Below are 19455 nucleotides of genomic sequence, written 5' to 3'. Positions count from 1 at the left end.
TATGTCGATTTCTACTACGCGCATTGCATTAAGCAGTATTCTCCATAAAGAAATTCATCGATTTATGCGGATTTGGGTGCAAACCCTAGTTCCACCGGCCATTACCATTAGTCTGTATTTTGTTATTTTCGGTTCGTTAATCGGCAAGCGTATTGGCGAAATGGGCGGCTTTGATTATATGTCGTTTATCGTACCGGGCCTGATTATGATGTCGGTCATTACCAATTCCTATTCGAATGTGGCCTCATCGTTTTTTAGCGCTAAATGGCAGCGTAATGTTGAAGAAATGTTGGTGGCACCAGTACCGAACTGGGTGATTGTCGCCGGTTATGTTGGTGGCGGTATGGCGCGGGGCATCCTGGTAGGTTTAATCGTTACCATCATTGCTTTGTTTTTTGTCGATATACAAATTCATAATATCTGGGTGATCATCGCGACGGTCATGTTGACCTCGGCGGTGTTTGCCTTAGGTGGATTGATCAACGCCGTCTTTGCTGGCAGTTTCGATGATATTTCGATAATTCCGACCTTTGTATTAACGCCACTGACCTATTTAGGTGGGGTATTCTATTCAATTTCGCTATTACCGGATTTCTGGCAGGGTGTATCTAAGATCAATCCCATTGTTTACATGGTAAATGCCTTCCGGTATGGATTTTTAGGAATAAGTGATGTCAGCCTGGGCGTTGCCTTTGGTGTTATTGGCGTATTTATTATTACCTTATACGCTATCGCTATGTATCTGATTTCCAAAGGTATAGGTTTGAGAAGCTAATGAGTTTTGGTGATTCAAAAGCGATTGTAAGCAATCAGGATGGGTTGCATGAGCACCTTGACGAGGTGGTTCGTAAGCATCTCAGCCATGAATTTTTAAAACCCATATCGGATCATACTCAGCAGGCGTTTGATCAGGTTCATCAGCAGGTCGCAAAGTTTGCTGGTAATATCATTCTCGATTCCTGCTGTGGGGTTGGGCAAAGTACCCGTATTCTGGCCGGCCGCTACCCAGATGCGCTGGTTATTGGCGTCGACAAATCTTTGCATCGTATTAAGCGCAATGTCGAGGATGCCACCGAAGCAGAAAACTTTATCCTGGTTCGCGCCGATCTTAATGATTTTTACCGGCTGGTGGTACAACACCAATGGAACGTCAGTGAGCACTATCTTTTGTATCCAAACCCTTGGCCAAAGGCTAAGCACTTGCAACGGCGCTGGCATGGTAGTGCGGTATTTCCGTACATCTTACAGATAGGTAACGCATTGACACTACGTTCTAACTGGCTGTTGTATTTGCAGGAGTTCCAACGGGCTGCGGAGCTTGCCGGCAAAAAGGGCAGTATCTCGCAAATCAACGACAACCAGCCATTGACCCCGTTTGAAGCAAAATATCAGGCCAGTGGACAAAGCTGCTGGCAACTTAAATTCGAGCGTTTATAATACCAATCCACATTAATTACTGATCCCTCAGCAAATTTTCGAAAGAGTATATTTCAAGAATTAGTGGATCGAATATTACTGATATAAAACTGGGTTGTTTGAATGGGGTGTTTATTCAAATTTGCCCATGCGGGAATGCCCGCGAGGCAATTCTACTGCGTACTCGCTATTTGAAATGGAATGACCATTCCTAAATAACGACGCCTTGTAGAGTTCCCTCGGCTGACATTCTGAGTAGCTCACCTATTTAAGTGGATTGGTATAAAAACCTGTAGGCAGGAAAAAATACCTGCGAGTGAAGAATATATGGCGAATGAAAAGCGTTATGCGCAGGCAAATAATGAGTCCCTGCACCGGATTTTTACCATTCCCGAGGCGCCAGACTCGACCTTAAGTCAAATCGAAAGCGAAATTTCAAAAAACCTGAATGGCTTTTTGAGTCATCACATTGTTGCCACCGACAAGCCGCTATCTGAGATTGAGCAGGACTTTGCCAGTTCCGAGTTACCGGAGCGACCTGAATATGTCTCAGATCACACCCGCCAGCTGTTGGAAAAACTAATAGCTCAGTCGGTGCACACGTCAGCCCCAAGTTTTATTGGCCATATGACGTCGGCCCTGCCGTATTTCCTATTACCCTTATCGAAATTAATGGTTGGCCTGAACCAGAACCTGGTGAAAATAGAGACCTCCAAAGCCTTTACGCCGATGGAGCGTCAAGTTCTGGGAATGATGCACCGCCTGGTTTATGCCAATAATGACGACTTTTATCAAGACTGGATGCATTCCGCAGACTCATCGCTTGGCGCCTTCTGCTCAGGTGGTACCGTTGCCAACATTACCGCCTTATGGGTGGCTCGCAACAGTTTATTGGTGGCTAAGCCTGGGTTTAAGGGGGTTAGCGAAGAGGGCCTGTTTAAAGGCCTGAAAGCCTACGGCTATGACGATCTGGCCATTCTCGTTTCCGAACGCGGCCACTATTCGTTGAAAAAAGCCGCTAATCTTCTTGGTCTTGGCCATGACAGTATTATTGCCATCCCCACCGATGCAGAGCATCGCATGGATTGTAAGTTACTGAGAGAGAAATGCGCTGAACTTGAAGCAAAAAATATTAAAGTGATGGCGATTGTCGGCATTGCCGGTACTACCGAAACCGGTACCTTAGATCCATTAAACGACATGGCCGATATCGCCGCTGAATATAACGCTCATTTTCATGTTGATGCAGCGTGGGGCGGGGCGACGCTATTTTCCAATAAATATCGTTATCTGCTTAGTGGCATTGAACGGGCGGATTCAGTGACTATTGATGCCCACAAACAGATGTACGTACCGATGGGCGCTGGTCTGGTCTTATTTAAAAACCCGGAAGCGGTCGCTGCGATTGAACATCACGCGGAGTATATTCTTCGTAAAGGCTCGAAAGATTTAGGCAGTCACACGCTGGAGGGTTCAAGACCTGGAATGGCGATGTTGCTGTATGCCAGCTTACATATTATTTCCCGCCCTGGCTTTGAATTACTGATTAATCAAAGCATTGAAAAAGCGAAATATTTTGCTTCTTTAATTACTGCCCATGAAGATTTTCAGCTGGTAAGCGAGCCGAAGTTGTGCCTGCTGACATATCGTTACGTGCCCAAACATGTCCAGGAATTATTGCAATCCTGTACTTTACAGCAGCGCCGGAACATTAATGAACTCCTCGATCAGTTAACCATAACCATGCAAAAACTGCAGCGCGAAGCGGGTAAATCGTTTGTGTCTCGAACCCGAATTCCGGAACAAGGGCAAGGTACAGATGCGATTAGTGTATTTCGCGTGGTGCTGGCAAATCCGCTGACCACAGAAGATATCTTGCAGCAGGTATTGGTGGAACAGGAAGCAATTGCAACTGAGCAAACGCCATTGCTGGCTCAGTTACAGTCGATTATTGACGCTTAATACCAATCACATTAAATTATTGCTCACTCAGAGAGAATTTAAAGGCGTTTAGACAAGGCTTTGATTGCAGAGAATGGTCGTTCCATTGTCAAAATCAGTAACGCCGGATAAACGCCTTTAAAACTCACCCATAGGGAGTTTATCAGAGGCTCATTTACGGCCCTATATTTCATTAATATAGAATGACTATATCAATTAAATCTATGTTGTAAATGAACCTCTGCCCTAACTCTGAGTTGTGCACAAACTTAATGTGATTGGTATAAGGTCAGCTCAAGCTGACCTGGATATTATCGATAAGGCGGGCTTTGCCGCAGTGGGCGGCAGCCAACACGACCAGGTCGGTATCCTCTGCGGTCGCCGGTTCTAACGTTTTGGCATTGCAGATATCGATGTAATCGGTGCGCATACCGCCATGATCGATTTTAGAGCGGGCGATCATGGTTATTTTCTGAAAATCCTGGTGCTGTTCAAGTTCTGACTTTACCCATAACAGAGTCTGATAAAGCTGGCTCGCCTGAGTTTTTTCCGCTTCAGACAAGTAAGAGTTTCTCGAACTCATTGCCAGGCCGCTGGTTTCGCGCATGGTTGCTACCGGAATAATATCAATTGGCATCGATAAATCATCAACCATCGTCTGAATCATTTGTACCTGCTGGTAATCTTTCAGGCCAAAACAGGCAATATCTGGTTGCACCAGGTTGAACAGTTTGCAAACAATGGTGGTAACGCCGCGAAAATGTCCCTTACGGCTTTCACCGCAATAGCTGGCCGACAGGCCGGGTACTTCCACAAACGTCTGTTTATCGAGGCCTTTCGGGTAAATCATCTCTGGTGTCGGGGTAAACAGCAGCTTAACGCCAGCAGCGACTAACTTTTCTTTGTCCTGCTGCAAGGTGCGCGGATAATTATCGATATCTTCGTTTACCCCAAATTGCATCGGGTTAACGAAGATACTGGCAATAACGACATCAGCCTTTTTTATGGCGGTATCTACCAGCGACAGGTGGCCTGCATGCAGATTGCCCATGGTAGGGACAAAGCCAATGCTAAGGCCACGGGCTTTATAGGATTGTATTTCTGAGCGCAGCTCAGCGATGGAATCTACGGTTTTCATGACTACTTAAAGCTGTGCTCTTCGCCGGGAAAACGTCCGTGTGTTACTTCGTCAATGTACAAGGCAATGGCATCGCTGATATTGCCGGTTTCCGCGAGGAAATTGCGGGAAAATTTTGGAATCTTGCTAAACGAGATACCCAGGGCATCATGCATTACCAGGATTTGACCATCGGTATCTTTACCTGCGCCAATGCCAATTACCGGAATTGTTAATGTTTGCGATATGGTTTTGGCAAGCTCCGCCGGGATACACTCGAGCACCAGTAACTGAATACCTGCCTGCTCAAGTTTAACTGCCTGATCGATAATTTGCTGGGCCTGTTCTGAATCGCGCCCCTGGACTTTAAAACCACCAAATACATTAACTGCCTGTGGCGTGAGACCAAGGTGTCCGCATACAGGAACACTACGTTGTACCAAGCCTTCAATGGTTTCATAAAGCCATTCGCCGCCTTCGACTTTCACCATATTGGCGCCAGCGCGCATTAATTTTGCGGCATTGTCATAGGCTTGCTCAGGCGAAGCATAGGTCATAAATGGCATATCACCAATGATAAGTGCTTTTGAAGCACCACTGCGTACACAGCGTGTATGATAGGCAACATCATCAATGGTTACCGGCAGGGTATCACTTTGTCCCTGCAATACCATGCCAAGGGAATCGCCAATCAGCATCACATGCATACCGGCTTCGTCAAACAGACGTGCGAAACTCGCATCATATGCTGTGATCGAGGAAATTTTTTCGCCTGCAGATTTCATTGCCTGCAATTTACTGATGGTGATTCTACTCATAACTTCATACTTATTTGATGATTGCCGTACCTTGGCACAGAAACAATTCTAGCGCAAATTCCCCTGTATTTTTATTCCGTTAGGTTCGACGCCTGCAACCAGTTGTTGCAGTGTCTGGCCATCCGGTAATACCAGGTCTTTGGCTATTTCAGCCAAAGGATAGAGCACAAATTCACGTTTTTTCATCCCATAATGGGGTACTTCAAGGCGCGGTAGATTAATGATCTGTTGTCCAAAAAGCAAGATATCTATATCCAGGACCCGGGCTCCCCAGCGCTCGTCTTTACGGATTCGGCCGGCATCCAGTTCAATCTGCTGGGTCACATCCAAAAGTGCTAGTGGTGCCAGGTCGGTATTGATAGCTATGACGGCGTTCAGGTAATCGGGTTGATCCTGAGGTCCCATCGGGCGACTTTGATAAATACTCGATAAAGCCGTGACATTGATCTGCGGATGGCCAGCCAGCTGGCTTACTGCCCAGCGCAATTGTTGATCAGGTTGTTCAAGATTGCTACCCAGGCCAAGGTACACCTCAGTCATCAGGCTAATCCTTGGCCACGGTCTGACTACGTTTCCTTGGAGAACGTCGACGTTTTCGTGTGGTTTTAAAACTTTTTATCATTTGCTGCTGGGTGTCCGGAGTCGCGTCCTGGAAGGTAGTCCACCAGTGTGCCAGTTGTGCTAACTCTCCTCCCTCGACTTTGCCACGATAAAGAAGAAAGTCGTAACCAGCTCTGAATCTTGGGTGTTCCAGTGTCTTAAATGCCCGGTTTCCTTCACGGCGGGTCAGACGATGTTGCAGGGCAAAAATATCTTTCATCGGTAGCTGGAAGCGTTTAGGAATGGCAATGCTACGCTGCTGCTCTTGTAACACCTGCGTCATGGCAACGAAAAATGCATCCTGCGGTGGCATCAGCGACTTTTCCTGCAACTGCTGGATTTGTTGCTCTATTTCGTACCAAAGCACGGCGGCAAGTAAAAATGCCGGGGTCACGCGTTTACCGTCATTAATTCGATTGTCGGTATTGATTAACACCTGACGCACGAATTGTACGCTTAAGCTATTTGGATCCTTGGCATAATCTTTACTGATATGCGGGAATAAATATTCCAATAGGTGGTATTCGGCCAATAGATCAAAGTTTGCCTGTGCTTTACCGGACAGGAATAACTTCATGTATTCCTCAAACATCCGCGCCGCCGGAATATTAGCCATTAGCGGTGCCAATTCGCGTATTGGTGTTGCCGTATCGCGGGCAATTTCCATATCCAGTTTAGTGGCAAAGCGAATTGCCCGTAACATGCGCACCGGATCTTCCCGATAGCGGGTTTCTGGATCGCCTATTAAACGAATTTTACGTTTTTTAATGTCGTCCAGACCGTTGGCAAAATCATAAACTTTAAAATCTTTGGTTGAGTAATACAGGGCATTGATGGTGAAATCACGACGTTCAGCATCTTCTTCGATAGTGCCATAGATGTTATCGCGCAATAACATGCCATGCTCACTTTGCTTGGAGTGATGTTGTTTTGCGCTCTGTTTACTGGCGTTATCGCTACCGTGATGGCCACGAAAAGTTGCGACTTCGATGATATCCCGACCAAAAACAATATGGGCAAGGCGAAATCTGCGGCCGATCAACCGGCAATTGCGAAACAGTTTTTTAATCTGTTCCGGAGTTGCATTGGTGGCGATATCAAAATCTTTCGGGTGTTCACCCAGTAATATATCGCGCACACCACCGCCAACCAGGTAAGCATCGTATCCACCTTTATTCAGGCGATATAATACCTTCAGGGCATTGTCACTGATGTCTTTGCGGGAAATGTTGTGCTCATCGCGCGACAGGACATGAGGAGATAGTTTATCCTCTGTCCGATTTTTATCCATGTTCTGCGTCTTTCCTAGTATTTTTTTTACCAGCTTTTTCAATGCGTTAATCTTACTTACCTCAGCTACCAATCGACTTTACAACGGAACTGAATATTGCTCGTCTTAAATTTGCCGGCCATTATACCCGTTTACCGCTGACGATGCACAGAGATGCGTTGATTTAATTGATAATTTGACGAAAGGTTATTCTCCAGGAGTTGAGAATGATTTTCCGTGCTGCTGGTGCCTTCAGTATAGTCAATTTGTATCAATTGATTGGCTTAAGCAGTGCGGGATTGGTATAAATGATTTGCTCGTCCTTGGGGATTCGATTTAACTGCCAATGCTGCACTGCATAGTCGATCACTTCGTCAATGCTGGCATCAACCAGTTCTGTTGGTGGTTGTTGGCCGAGAAACCTTAATGCCTGATACAAAAGTTCCTGGGGGCGGTGTCCGTCGATCGCCGGGGCGCCGTTTTGTTTACTCAGCTTAAAGCCTTGCTCTGTTACCGCCAGCGGTACATGGGCATAATGTGGGGCATTAATATCCAGGGTCTTAAACAGAGTCAGCTGCCTGCAGGTCGGTTGCAGCAAGTCACAGCCGCGGACAATCTCGGTGATTCCCTGATAGATATCATCAACCACCACGGCCAACTGGTAGGCGAACAGACCGTCGCGACGATGGATAATAAAATCTTCATGCGCTAAATCCGCGGGCTGTGTTACGCGTCCCTGGACGTTATCGTTAAATTCATCAAACGGGTAATGATTTACCAGTCGGGTACCAAGATTATTTCCCGAGAGTTGCAGATCACGACAAAGACCCTGGTAAATACCCCCCATTTTTTTGATTGTTGCCCGGCTGCAGTTGCAGCCATAACTCAAACCTTGTCGTTTGAGATAATCCAGGGTATCGAGATATAACTCATGTTGCTGGCTTTGGTACAGCACCTCTTCATCCCAGTGCAGTCCGAAGGTCTGTAATGTGTCGAGAATGGCTTTGTCCGCACCCGGTTGTTCCCGTGGTGGGTCAATATCTTCGATGCGCACCAGCCATTTTCCTGCGGCGCTTTTTGCCTGGCAATAACTTGCCAAGGCGGCGATTAAAGAGCCAAAGTGCAGAGGGCCGGAAGGGGAGGGAGCAAAACGCCCTCGGTATTCAACCTGAGGGCGTTTCTCAATAAAAGGCTTAAGTGGATTGGAGAGGGTCACGTCAGACGTTAGCCTGCCATTTGACGCTCTTTTATCTCAGCAAGAGTCTTACATTCAATGCAAAGGTCTGCCGTTGGACGCGCTTCCAGGCGCTTGATACCGATTTCGATACCGCAGGAATCGCAGAAACCAAACTCGCCGTCTTCAATCAACTGTAAGGTTTTTTCAATTTTTTTGATCAGTTTTCGCTCACGGTCACGAGTGCGTAATTCTAAACTGAATTCTTCTTCCTGAGCTGCGCGGTCAACCGGGTCCGGGTAATTTGCAGCTTCATCTTTCATGTGACTTACGGTGCCGTCAACATTGTTGCGTAACTCTGCACGCCAGGCTTCAAGAATTTTGCGAAAGTGCGCTTCCTGAGCCGGGTTCATATATTCTTCGCCTGCCGATTCCTGGTAAGGCTGTACGCCCGCTTTGGCTAAAAAGCCTGTCGGATTATTCATTATATTCGTTGGCATGCCGAATCTCCTAAAAACAACGTCATTCGTAGAGCGATTTAAAATAATTGTGTATCTATAACAGAATGTAGAAACACTGGCAATGCCTGAATTTCATTACTGTCAACGATATTGCATCGCTATATGAGGGCACCAAGTTTGCAGTTCAAGCCTAAGGTAAAGCAAATTTTAACTTTTTTACCAACTTTATCTGCGTATTGTCGATATCACAGCCGTAACAAACAATTTCCACCCCGGCGGCGACTGCCTGTTTTAATAACGCGGCATAGTCAGCATCGATAAAATCCGCAACGCTGACGTTTTCGATGCCGGTATGCTGCACACAAAAGAACAGCATTGCGCGGTTGCCCTGACGTTTTACTGCCATTAACTCGCGGATATGTTTCTGGCCGCGAGTCGTGATTGCATCGGGAAAATACCCCGTTCCTTCGATAAGCAAGGTGGTCGATTTCACTTCAACGTAACAATCAGACCGGCCCGGGCCGGTTAACATTACATCAATGCGGGAACCTTCTTCACCGTACTTCACCTCTGTTTGACAGTGTTGATAACCAGTTAGTTCACTGATTACCTCGTCATTAATGGCTTCTACCACCAGCTTATTGGCGTTGCCAGTGTTCACTCCTATCCAGTGATTTTGATTATTTTGCGCTAATTCAAAGGTTTGCGGATACTTTCGGTTTTTATTCGCTGACGTTGAGTACCACACCTTAAAACCCGGGTCGGCACATCCGGTCATTGCTCCGGTATTGGGGCAGTGAATCGTCAGTACGTTGCCATCATCTAATTCAATATCGGCTAGGAAACGTTTATATCGCTTGATTAGAGTGGCGGATTTCAATGGCGGTGAAAACTTCATCGGCTGCGGGATTATTCATTAATGTTGCGCAAATTTAACACGTTAAATAACCAATGAAAACGACAAGACTTGCGAGAGGTATGGTAAGTCACCCTATAATGTAGGCATCTTTTATAAATAGGGAAACAGATTATGAGTAACACAGCGATTATCGAGCTATCGCAACAGAACGATTTTTCAGGATGGCAACAAAGTAACCCGATCGTCATTAAAGATGACAAAATTTTTGTGCGGGTATCTGATCCATCGAATCCTGATTTACGGGAAATTCAGCAGGCCGGTCGAAAAGTAGAATCCTTAGGGGTGGAAACTGCCCAGCTTGCGGGAGTCCACTGGAGCGAAAATGCCCAGTGGGCATTCGCGCAGGGCTTTACTAAGGTCGGTAAACTTGAAGCGGTTCAGTTTTGTGGCGATGCCGATACGGTTAGCCGTTTACAGCAAAAACAGGCGGTTTATGCCTGGGCTCGTGATTTGATTAACCAGACGCCATCACAACTGGTGCCGGTTTCTCTGGCGAACCAGGCGGCCGATTACTTAAAAAACCTGGCGCCTGAAGCGATTCACATCGATACAATTATCGGTGACGAGTTAGAAAATCAGGGTTGGACCGGTATTTATAATGTTGGTAAAGGGAGCGTAAACCCGCCGGCGATGTTGACCGTGGACTACAATCCAGGTGGCGATGCCAACACTCCGGTTTATGCGGTGTTAGTGGGTAAAGGTATCACCTTTGATAGTGGTGGTTATTCGATTAAACCCAGCGCTGGAATGTTTTCGATGAAGTGTGACATGGGCGGAGCTGCAACCGCTGCCGGGGCATTAGCGCTTGCCATTCAATGGGGTTTGAAAAAACGCGTTAAATTGATTCTGTGCTGTGCGGAAAACATGGTCAGTGACCATGCTTACAAGCTTGGCGATATCCTGACCTATAAAAATGGCACCACTGTTGAGATTGCCAATACCGATGCGGAAGGTCGTCTGGTACTGGCTGATGGCCTGATCGCTGCCAGTGAAATGAATCCTGAGATGATCATTGATTCTGCGACCCTGACTGGCGCTGCGATGCTGGCTACTGGTGGTGAATACAATGCCTTGTTCGCCATGGATAAACATATGGTTGCCAATGCGCTGGCTGTCGCCGGTGAAGTTAATGATCCAGCCTGGCCATTGCCGCTGGAAGCATTCCACCAAAGTAAATGTCCGTCAGCGTTTGCCGATACGGCCAACTCAACCACACAAAAAGGTGGCGGTGCTGGTGGCGCAAGCAATGCTGCAGGGTTCCTGGCACGATTTGTAAATCCAGGCGGTAAAGGCTGGTTACATATCGATTTAGCCGCCTGTTACCACGAGAGCAGCAATAGCATGTGGGCCGCTGGCGCAACCGGTAGTGGAATTGCGACGATCACCAGCTTGATTCTCTAGCAACAAGAAACAAGAAACGAAGGCTGACACTCACAGTCAGCCTTCGCATAACCGGGGTCAGATCATACCGCTTAAAGCTTACAGCTTACAGCTTACAGCTACGAAACTAGCATCTTGATGCTAGTTTCGCTCACCACATCAACCCAATCACAAACAGCACCCAGTATGAAAAACTGGCAATACCGGTTTTGGTAAGCTGGCTTTGTGCGGTGTCAAAATCCGGAAGGTGGCGAGTGGTGATAATGGTTGCCGCCAGCGATGGAATCGCAAAAATAAATGCGAAAGTCAGAATTGGTAGCTGAGCAATGATGATCAAGGTCAGGGTCAACAACACGGCTACGATTAATGAAATCATTTGTGCATTGAGTAAATTGTTGATCGCCGGTTGTGATTGCACCAGTGGTGTGGCATCAGCATCGATTTGAGAGACATTTTGTGTTGCGAACCGTAACATGATTTGTTCGCTAAACCAGGTCATTAGCGCCAGGCAACCCGCCGCAATGGCAATTAATAGGTCAATCGATTGCAAACTGGCAGTATACAGGTAATGGCTGAGTAAAAACGGCAGGGATGCGCTGAGCAGGGCCATGACCAATAACGATAAAATCTGGCCAAAGCGATCGGTAGGTAATCCTCTTCGGGTTTTATGGCGTAAAACTGACAGCAACAGCAAACAACACAGGATCAGTAAGGTCAGGCTTACGGGAGCCACACCCGTACTGGTTAAGGTCAGGCTACCAATAGCGATACAAAACAGCACAAATAAGCCAAGGATAAGTTTTAGCATGCTTGCCTGCAGCTGCTGGTGTTTGTTTGCCTGTCCCGATTGTTCTGAATTGCGGGCATGAATAATAAAAGCACGTTGATAGTCACCCGCCAGGTTTACGATTATCTGCGCAAACATAGTGACAAACAATAAACTCGCAAACAACGCACCATCCACATATCCCTCAAATGCGGCAAGGCCGCTGCCTAAGATAATGGCACTACAGGGGAGAAATAAACTACGGGGACGAATCGCGCCAAGTAGAAGCTGCAGGTATAGGGACATGAATCATTCTCAACTGGAAAAACTGGGTGAGATTCTACCGTGTCAGCAGAACCAATGCGAATGGGCAAATAAAAAACGACCAAATTAATTTACACGGCTTTGTATCAATCATATGCGATGTATTAATTATAGAAATATACCGTTTCGAAAATTTGCTGAGTGATCAGAAATTAATGTTGATTGGTATTAGCCAAGGCTCCATGATTTTAACTCATTGTAGACTACACCGCTGTCGGTCGACACTGATTCAAACAGGGAATATTTGTTGATCGCCAGGGGGAGGTTAAATGTCGCAGGTGAAGGGAAAATTGGCTTAATGACCTTGCGAGCCAGAGTGATGTGTGGCGTAAATTTATGGCTATCACTGGGATGGTTTAATGCCAGCGTGTTATCAACCATCGCGCTGATGTCGCGCGCCAAAATCTTCAGTGAATCCGGCACTTTGCTAGTTCCGAGATACAAAACTTTCGGCTTTTTGAAATGACCAATGATATCCAGGTTTAATTGCAGTGGCGTGCTTCGGATATTCACCGCGGCCAATTCCAGCTTGTTCTGCGCATCAGCGGGGCAATTGCCAATGTAACGCAAGGTCAGATGAAAATTACTGGCATTGACTGGCTTATGCAGAGAAGGTAAATGCGCAGAGCGCCAGGTTTGCACAATCGATTTTTGTTCTGACGTTAACGGTAGAGCAAAAAATAGGCGCTTACTTTGCTGTGTTTGGTCAATATTACTCATGATATCAGGTTACCGAAAACCTGCCTTTTTGTCGAAAAAACACCATCCCAGCTTCCTGTATTGCCCGTCAGTTCTTGTCTTTATCGATTCTTGAACAATACTTGTAGCAGGTTTTCTTGCCGTTGGGCCTTTTATTTCGTCACAGTTGACGCAGTTTTCTTCAGGTGGTGTTGTTATGAATCCTGTAAAACCTCATCCGTTTTCGTATTATTCACTTTCTCCTTTACTTGCTTCTTTTCTGGTGTTTTCGCCTCTGATTCAGGCAGAAGAGGACGAAAATGATCTGTTTATGGCCGATTTTCGTCTTCGTTATGAATCCGTCGATCAGGATAACCTGCTTAACGATGCAGAAGCGTTGACCCTGCGCACCACAATAGGTTTGCGCACCCCAGAGATTTTAGGATTTTCTGTGTATGTAGAAGGCGAGGACTCTAGACCGGTTTTTGGTATCGATAATTATAACGATACCCTGGGTATGAATCCGGATTACTCGGTAATCGCCGATCCGGAAACGACCGAATTAGATCAGGGGTATCTGCAATTCAGTAGCAAGAACATTACCGCCCGGTTAGGCCGACAGGTGATAAACCTGGATAACCAACGATTTGTCGGCAGTGTTGGCTGGCGTCAGGACAAACAAACATTCGATGCGTTTAGCTTTGCCTGGGAACTGTTTGACAGCTTCACCGTCAACTATATCTATATCGACCAGCGCAACCGAATTTTTGCCGATGAACAGGATCTCGACAGCGAAGATCACCTGGTTAATCTTGCCTGGGATACGGGTTTTGGTACCTTGATTGGTTATGCCTACATGCTTGAGGAAGATGAGGGAATTCTCAATGACAATGATACCTATGGTATTCGTTATCAAGGACAACTTCAGGCATTAGGCCAACAGTGGGTTATTAATGCCGAATACGCCGAACAAACTTTAGATACTGAAGCCGGTGAATTTGAACCTCATTATTATTTACTCGAAGCAGGTATTAATTTTAGTGTCCTGACATTTTTACTGGGTTACGAATCCCTTGGCAGTGATGACGGTCAGGCGGGTTTTGCGACGCCATTAGCAACCCTGCACAAATTTAACGGCTTTACCGATCAGTTCTTATCGACGCCTGCCCAGGGGTTAAACGACTGGTACGCAACCTTAGGCGGCAGTATTTTCTCCGGTAAATGGAGTGTAGGCTATCATGACTTTGAGGCCGATGATTCTGCGCCTCTGATTGACGACTTTGGTAAAGAATATAACGCTCAGTATACCCGTGCGTTTGGTGATCACTTTTCAGTCGGCGTCAAATATGCGAATTATGAACGCGGTGATCTAGCCACCGAAAAAGTCGACACTGATAAGCTATGGGTCTGGGTTGGTGCGACGTTTTAAGCGTCCTTATCATTGAAAAAAATCAAGGGGTCAGGGTTGTTGAAATTCAACAACCCTGACCCCTTGATTTTTTATTGCGATAGAGGGTTGTTAGCGTCGGTGAATAATTTCAGATTGAGGGTGGTTTTATGGTATAAATTCGCAAAGTAATTTCGACCTTAATCTATCCAGATTACCGAGTAGCCATTGACCTTTGATTCATACCAATCACCAGTACCTGATCTACCCATTGATTCGATAAAGCCGGAGTTTATTGCCGCGCTTGCCAGCCATAACACCATCTTGCTGAGTGCGCCTCCCGGGGCAGGTAAATCCACACAATTACCTTTGTGGTTATTGCAACAACAACAAGATCGAGCGGCCTCGCTGGATGGCACTATCATTATGTTGCAACCCAGAAGGCTGGCGGCAAAGTCAGTAGCCATGCGCCTGGCCAGGCAACTGGGCGAATCGGTCGGTGAAACCGTCGGTTATCGCATTCGCAATGAATCAAAAGTGGGGAAAAATACCCGGCTGCAGGTGGTAACTGAAGGGATCTTGGCTCGCATGTTGCAGCACGATCCTGAGCTTGAAGGGGTCGCCATGGTCATTTTTGATGAATTCCATGAGCGTAATCTGCATGCGGATTTGGCCTTTGCGTTAAGCCGTGACAGCCAGCAGGCTCTCAGAGATGATCTAATCATGCTGATCATGTCGGCAACCCTGGATGTGGAGGATCTGCAGCGTGCGTTGCCAGACGCCATTACCCTGAGTAGCCCCGGGAGAAGTTATCCAGTTGACATTGACTATCAACCGCTAAAACCGGGATTTGATTTTCGCCAACATGCATTAGCCGTCGCAAAAAATGCTTTGTTAACGGAAACCGGTTCTATCCTGGTGTTCCTGCCTGGAGCCGGAGATATCCGCTTTTTGCAGGCGCATCTTGAAGAGTTTATTAGCAGTCAAAAGTTAGACGCCATCGACGTTTTGCCATTGTATAGTGATTTATCCATGCAGGCGCAACAACAGGCCATTAAAACGCCAGGAGAAGGACTACGAAAAATTGTGTTGGCGACCAATATTGCCGAGACGTCAATCACCATCGATGGTATTTCCCTGGTAATAGATTCTGGGTTGGCAAATATGGCCAGCTTTAATCAAGATACCCTGAGCAATGAATTAAGGCGTCAGCCTGTCGCTAAATCGTCAGCCATTCAGCGTAGTGGTCGCGCCGGCCGCACCGGGCCGGGTAAAGCGATTCGCTTATATGGTAATGAAGAATTCGCTCGGCGACCCGAACAGAGCCCTCCCGATATCCTGCAATTGGATTTATTGCCCGCAACCATGGAAGTTGCTACCTGGGGAGCCCACGAATTTAAGCAATTGCCATTTCTCGACTGCCCGGACGAGGTTACCGAATCTCGCAACTGGCATACCCTGGAGCAACTGGATATCGTTAACGAAAAACGCCAGTTAACCCCTCATGGTAAAGCGGTCAGCGCGTTTGCGGCACATCCTCGATTTGCTCATATGTTGCTGCGGGCTAAGTATATTGAAGATCATGAAGGCGTCGATCACCTGACTGATTTGGCGTGCCTGGTAGCGGCATTATTAGAAGAGCGGGATTTGCTGCCATATAACCGGGAATTTTATGACAGCGACCTAGCACTTAGAGTTCATCATTTAGTTGCCAGGCAATACTCAGATAACAAACCTAATCAGGCCATTAAACAACGAATACTGGCTCAGGCGAAACAACTAGCGAGGAAGTTAAGCTTTGATTCGTTGATGTTAGCCGATGATAAACTGCCGTTCGATTATCTCGGTGTGTTAATCGCCTTGGCCTATCCTGAACGCATTGCCGGTCGTCGGCCACAGGGGCAGGGATATTTATGCGCGAATGGCAAAGGCGCGAGGCTGCACCCCCAGGATAAATTTGTCGGTGAAGCATTTTTAGCTATTGCCAACCTTCATGGCACCGCTCAGGAAGTTCGCCTCAGTGCAGCAATTTCAAAACAACAGATTGAAACCTATTTTGCCGAACATATTATTACAAAAGTAAAGTTGCAGTTTGATGAACAACGTCAGAAAATCAGCGCCGAGCGTCAGGTCTGTATTGAACAGCTGGTATTGGCACGTGAAGATGCGCCAGATTTAATCAGTGCCGATACCCTGGTGGAGATGTGGTGTGAACATATCGAGAAGAAGGGATTAGCGATATTACAGTTTTCCGATTCTGCCAATGAGCTTCTGGCGCGCAGTCGCTGGCTGGCTAGTCGGACATTGACCCTGGATAGCCTGGAGTTACCCGATTGGAGCGAGGAGGCGTTAATTACGTCGTTAGCGGATTGGTTAGGACCTTATCTACATGATGTTCGTAATGTGAAAGCGCTCAAGGCGCTAAATATTACGGACATATTGTGGAATAGTCTGAGTTATCAGCAGCAAACGGTCTTGCAGGAATGGGCACCGCAATATTATAGTAGTGCCACAGGTAACCGACGGCGTTTACACTATACCATTGACCAGCCCCCCAAAGTGTCATTACCCATGCAGGAAGTCTACGGACTGACTGAATCTCCGACCGTCGCCAATGGTCAAGTCGCTGTCACCCTGGAGCTATTATCGCCAGCTGGAAGACCGATACAGGTCACTCAGGATCTGGCTGGCTTCTGGCAGGGAAGTTATCGCGAAGTACAAAAAGAAATGAAGGGCCGATATCCCAAACATTTCTGGCCTGACGATCCACAGAACGCCCAGGCAACCAACAAAACCAAGAAGCGAATGCAAAATGAGCGCTAAAACGAAAGCCACTAGCAAAGCCAAAAAAAATGCCCCGAAAAAATCGACCAATTCGGCTGTTGGGGGCCCTGTATCACGCTACGTCCTGGCAACAGGGCTGAAGCTGGGACTCGCCATATTAGTGATCGTCATCTTTTACGGTATCTATCTCGATGGTAAAGTCCGTCACAAATTTGAGGGCCAGCGTTGGCAGGTGCCGGCTCAGGTATATGGCGCAGTACCGACCCTGACGCTAGAGCAGAACGTCGATTTTAATAATATTGAATTGCAGCTGTTACAGTTGAATTACCAGCGTGTTTCTCGTGTTGTCGAGCCCGGCCAGTTCACCCGCAAAGGACCAAGACTGATTATCTACCGTCGCGAGTTTGATTTTGGCCTGGGGCTGGAAGCGCCAGCGAAAATCGAAATCGAGCAACAGGCAGGGGAAGTCTATCGTCTGTCGTTTAACGATGTGGAAACTTACAAAGTTCAGTTAGAGCCATTATTGCTGGAGCGTATTTTATCCGCTGAAGGTGAGGACAGGGTATTTGTGCCGTTGGAACAGGTGCCTCAGTCCATGGTAGAGGCATTATTGTTTGTCGAAGATAAGGACTTTTACCATCACCATGGCCTCTCGTTTACCGGTATTGCTCGCGCGTTCTGGCAAAACCTTAAAGCCGGCGCCCGGGTACAGGGCGGCAGTACCCTGACCCAACAGCTTGCCAAAAATATGTACCTGAACCGGGATAAAACGCTGTGGCGAAAAGTTAATGAAGCCTTGATAGCAGTGATACTTGAATGGCGTTATTCAAAAGACCAGATACTCGAAGCTTATGTTAACGAAGTCTATTTAGGCCAGCATTATGGCCATGGTGTATATGGCCTTGGCCTGGCTTCAAAATTTTACTTTGGTAAACCACTGTCATTGCTATCCGATGAACAGGTGGCGTTACTCATCGGCGTGGTTAAAGGGCCATCTTACTATGATCCCTGGAAGAATCCCGAGCGTGCACTAGAGCGCCGTGATCTGGTGCTAAGAGTCATGTTTGAAAATCATCTACTCGACCGCGATAGTTATCAACAGGCAATAGCCACACCTCTTAATATTCGTCCGAATCGACGGTTTGCCCAGCGCTCATTTCCGGCATACAGTCAGCAGGTACGACGTGAGCTTAAGCAGTTTGGTGCGACCCAGGCATTACAGTCTGGTCTGCGTATATTTACTGGCTTTGATTTTGTTAAGCAAATCAATGCCGAGCGCAGCATTCGCAATCAACTTGATGCACTAGAGCAACGCCAGGGCGTGAATGAGCTGCAGGCGGCGATGGTGGTAACCAATATAAAGGATGCTTCTATCGCCGCGATCGTTGGCGATCGTAACGTTAAGTTTTCTGGATTTAACCGTGCCCTGGATGCTAAGCGTCCAATTGGCTCTTTGATTAAACCGGCGGTCTATGCGTCAGCGTTGGAGCGCTTTGAGCATTATAACCTGGCAACACCGCTCACCGATGAGCCACTGACCATGCATAATAATCAGGGCCAGACCTGGGAGCCAAAAAATTATGATGGTAAATATCGTGGTAAGGTGACCTTGCTTGAAGGTTTGAGTCGATCATTAAATATTCCAACGGTTAACCTGGGAATGGCGTTGGGCCTGGAAAACGTTGCGAATATGCTAAAAACCCTTGGTTATGACGGTAACGTCTCGTTGGTGCCGAGTACCTTGCTCGGATCGGTAAGCATGTCGCCGTTACAAGTGAGTCAGTGGTATTCGACGCTGGCTAATAATGGCATGTACAACAAGTCGCGAGCCATTACCGCCATTTATACCAGCAGTGGCAAAGTGGTTTGGCAAAAACCGCAGGTTGCCGACCAGCGCTTATCATTACAAGGTTCTTACCTGATTGATTACGCGATGAAAACCGTCACCAAAACCGGTACCGCGAAAACGTTAAAATGGCAGTTTCCGGGGCTGACATTGGCGGGCAAAACCGGTACCAGTAATGATCTTCGGGATTCCTGGTTTGTTGGTTATGACCAGGATACCCTGGTAACCAGCTGGATTGGACGCGATGATAATCAGTCAACCGGCCTGACAGGAAGTTCTGGGGCACTGAGCTTATACAGTGAATTTTTAAGTGCCCAGGGCGGACACAGTCGTTTCGATTTGTTACCCGAAGGGGTGGAAATGACCAACTTTGAAATCGCCACCGGCAATGCGGTTACCAGTGAATGTATGGAAATGGCACGTTATCCGGCAGTACGAGACGGACTTTTCCATACGGATACCTGTTTACAACCTAAGCCTAAGGTTAAGTCATGGTTTGAAAAGCTATTTGGTCGTAATGATGATCAGGATGATGCCGTGTCTACCGGGCACTAATCTGGACCGTACTTATCAA

16 protein-coding genes are annotated in these 19455 nt (G+C 47.0%); 7 read left to right on the top strand and 9 right to left on the bottom strand.

All coding sequences use genetic code 11. The features are described from left to right. Position 1: 1 nt before the first annotated feature. The 3 genes from E8M12_RS09190 (at position 2) to panP (ending at position 3378) form a co-directional block, all read left to right on the top strand. The gene (locus tag E8M12_RS09190; protein ID WP_136735849.1) at positions 2–775 is read left to right on the top strand and encodes an ABC transporter permease; all 774 of its coding nucleotides are present in this window, start codon (positions 2–4) and stop codon (positions 773–775) included. Continuing rightward, positions 775–1437 carry a tRNA (guanine(46)-N(7))-methyltransferase TrmB gene (trmB, locus tag E8M12_RS09185; RefSeq protein WP_136735848.1) on the top strand — a complete coding sequence of 221 codons (663 nt, stop codon included), beginning with the start codon at positions 775–777 and terminating at the stop codon, positions 1435–1437. Before E8M12_RS09190 ends, trmB begins: the two co-directional genes overlap by 1 nt. Before the next feature lie 306 nt (positions 1438–1743). Further along, on the top strand, positions 1744–3378 hold the full coding sequence (gene panP, locus E8M12_RS09180) for a pyridoxal-dependent aspartate 1-decarboxylase PanP (RefSeq protein ID WP_136735847.1): 1635 nt from the start codon (positions 1744–1746) through the stop codon (positions 3376–3378). 268 nt (positions 3379–3646) lie between these two features. Here the strand turns inward: panP and panC are convergent, their stop codons facing one another. The 7 genes from panC to sfsA form a co-directional block, all read right to left on the bottom strand. Further along, on the bottom strand, positions 3647–4495 hold the full coding sequence (gene panC, locus E8M12_RS09175; RefSeq protein ID WP_136735846.1) for a pantoate--beta-alanine ligase: 849 nt from the start codon (positions 4493–4495) through the stop codon (positions 3647–3649). Positions 4496–4497: 2 nt separating this feature from the next. Continuing rightward, positions 4498–5292: a 3-methyl-2-oxobutanoate hydroxymethyltransferase gene (gene panB / locus E8M12_RS09170; protein WP_136735845.1), complete on the bottom strand. Its 795-nt coding sequence runs from the start codon at positions 5290–5292 to the stop codon at positions 4498–4500. A gap of 48 nt (positions 5293–5340) precedes the next feature. Beyond that, positions 5341–5832 carry a 2-amino-4-hydroxy-6-hydroxymethyldihydropteridine diphosphokinase gene (folK, locus tag E8M12_RS09165; protein WP_136735844.1) on the bottom strand — a complete coding sequence of 164 codons (492 nt, stop codon included), beginning with the start codon at positions 5830–5832 and terminating at the stop codon, positions 5341–5343. Positions 5833–5836: 4 nt separating this feature from the next. Further along, positions 5837–7141 carry a polynucleotide adenylyltransferase PcnB gene (gene pcnB / locus E8M12_RS09160; protein WP_136735906.1) on the bottom strand — a complete coding sequence of 435 codons (1305 nt, stop codon included), beginning with the start codon at positions 7139–7141 and terminating at the stop codon, positions 5837–5839. 292 nt (positions 7142–7433) lie between these two features. Next, the gene (gene gluQRS / locus E8M12_RS09155; protein ID WP_169303094.1) at positions 7434–8378 is read right to left on the bottom strand and encodes a tRNA glutamyl-Q(34) synthetase GluQRS; all 945 of its coding nucleotides are present in this window, start codon (positions 8376–8378) and stop codon (positions 7434–7436) included. Positions 8379–8386: 8 nt separating this feature from the next. Next, complete coding sequence (gene dksA / locus E8M12_RS09150; protein WP_136735843.1) at positions 8387–8836, bottom strand: RNA polymerase-binding protein DksA; 450 nt, start codon at positions 8834–8836, stop codon at positions 8387–8389. 151 nt (positions 8837–8987) lie between these two features. After that, a complete protein-coding gene (gene sfsA, locus E8M12_RS09145) occupies positions 8988–9695 on the bottom strand; it encodes a DNA/RNA nuclease SfsA (protein WP_136735842.1) in 708 nt (235 codons plus the stop codon). A gap of 132 nt (positions 9696–9827) precedes the next feature. On the opposite strand from sfsA, the gene pepB reads away from it, so the two are divergent. Next, entirely contained in the window at positions 9828–11117 is a 1290-nt protein-coding gene (pepB, locus tag E8M12_RS09140; RefSeq protein WP_136735841.1) for an aminopeptidase PepB, read from the top strand. A gap of 130 nt (positions 11118–11247) precedes the next feature. On the opposite strand, the gene E8M12_RS09135 is transcribed toward pepB, so the two are convergent. Both E8M12_RS09135 and thpR read right to left on the bottom strand, forming a co-directional pair. Beyond that, a complete protein-coding gene (locus tag E8M12_RS09135) occupies positions 11248–12168 on the bottom strand; it encodes a UbiA prenyltransferase family protein (protein ID WP_136735840.1) in 921 nt (306 codons plus the stop codon). A 186-nt stretch (positions 12169–12354) separates the two neighbouring features. After that, positions 12355–12906, bottom strand: a complete 552-nt coding sequence (thpR, locus tag E8M12_RS09130) for an RNA 2',3'-cyclic phosphodiesterase (protein ID WP_136735839.1) — start codon at positions 12904–12906, stop codon at positions 12355–12357. A gap of 175 nt (positions 12907–13081) precedes the next feature. Between thpR and E8M12_RS09125 the strand changes: the two genes are divergently transcribed. The 3 genes from E8M12_RS09125 (at position 13082) to mrcB (ending at position 19436) form a co-directional block, all read left to right on the top strand. Then, positions 13082–14293, top strand: coding sequence for an alginate export family protein (locus E8M12_RS09125; protein ID WP_136735838.1), 1212 nt, complete (start codon positions 13082–13084; stop codon positions 14291–14293). Between the two features lie 186 nt (positions 14294–14479). Further along, entirely contained in the window at positions 14480–17074 is a 2595-nt protein-coding gene (gene hrpB, locus E8M12_RS09120) for an ATP-dependent helicase HrpB (protein ID WP_136735837.1), read from the top strand. Further along, positions 17064–19436 carry a penicillin-binding protein 1B gene (gene mrcB, locus E8M12_RS09115; RefSeq protein WP_136735836.1) on the top strand — a complete coding sequence of 791 codons (2373 nt, stop codon included), beginning with the start codon at positions 17064–17066 and terminating at the stop codon, positions 19434–19436. Before hrpB ends, mrcB begins: the two co-directional genes overlap by 11 nt. Positions 19437–19455 lie beyond the last annotated feature (19 nt).

The organism is Thalassotalea mangrovi (genome assembly GCF_005116735.1).
Taxonomy (GTDB): Bacteria; Pseudomonadota; Gammaproteobacteria; order Enterobacterales; family Alteromonadaceae; genus Thalassotalea_A; species Thalassotalea_A mangrovi.
Note: the sequence above shows the minus strand (reverse complement) of the source record. Positions and strands in the feature narration are given on the sequence as shown.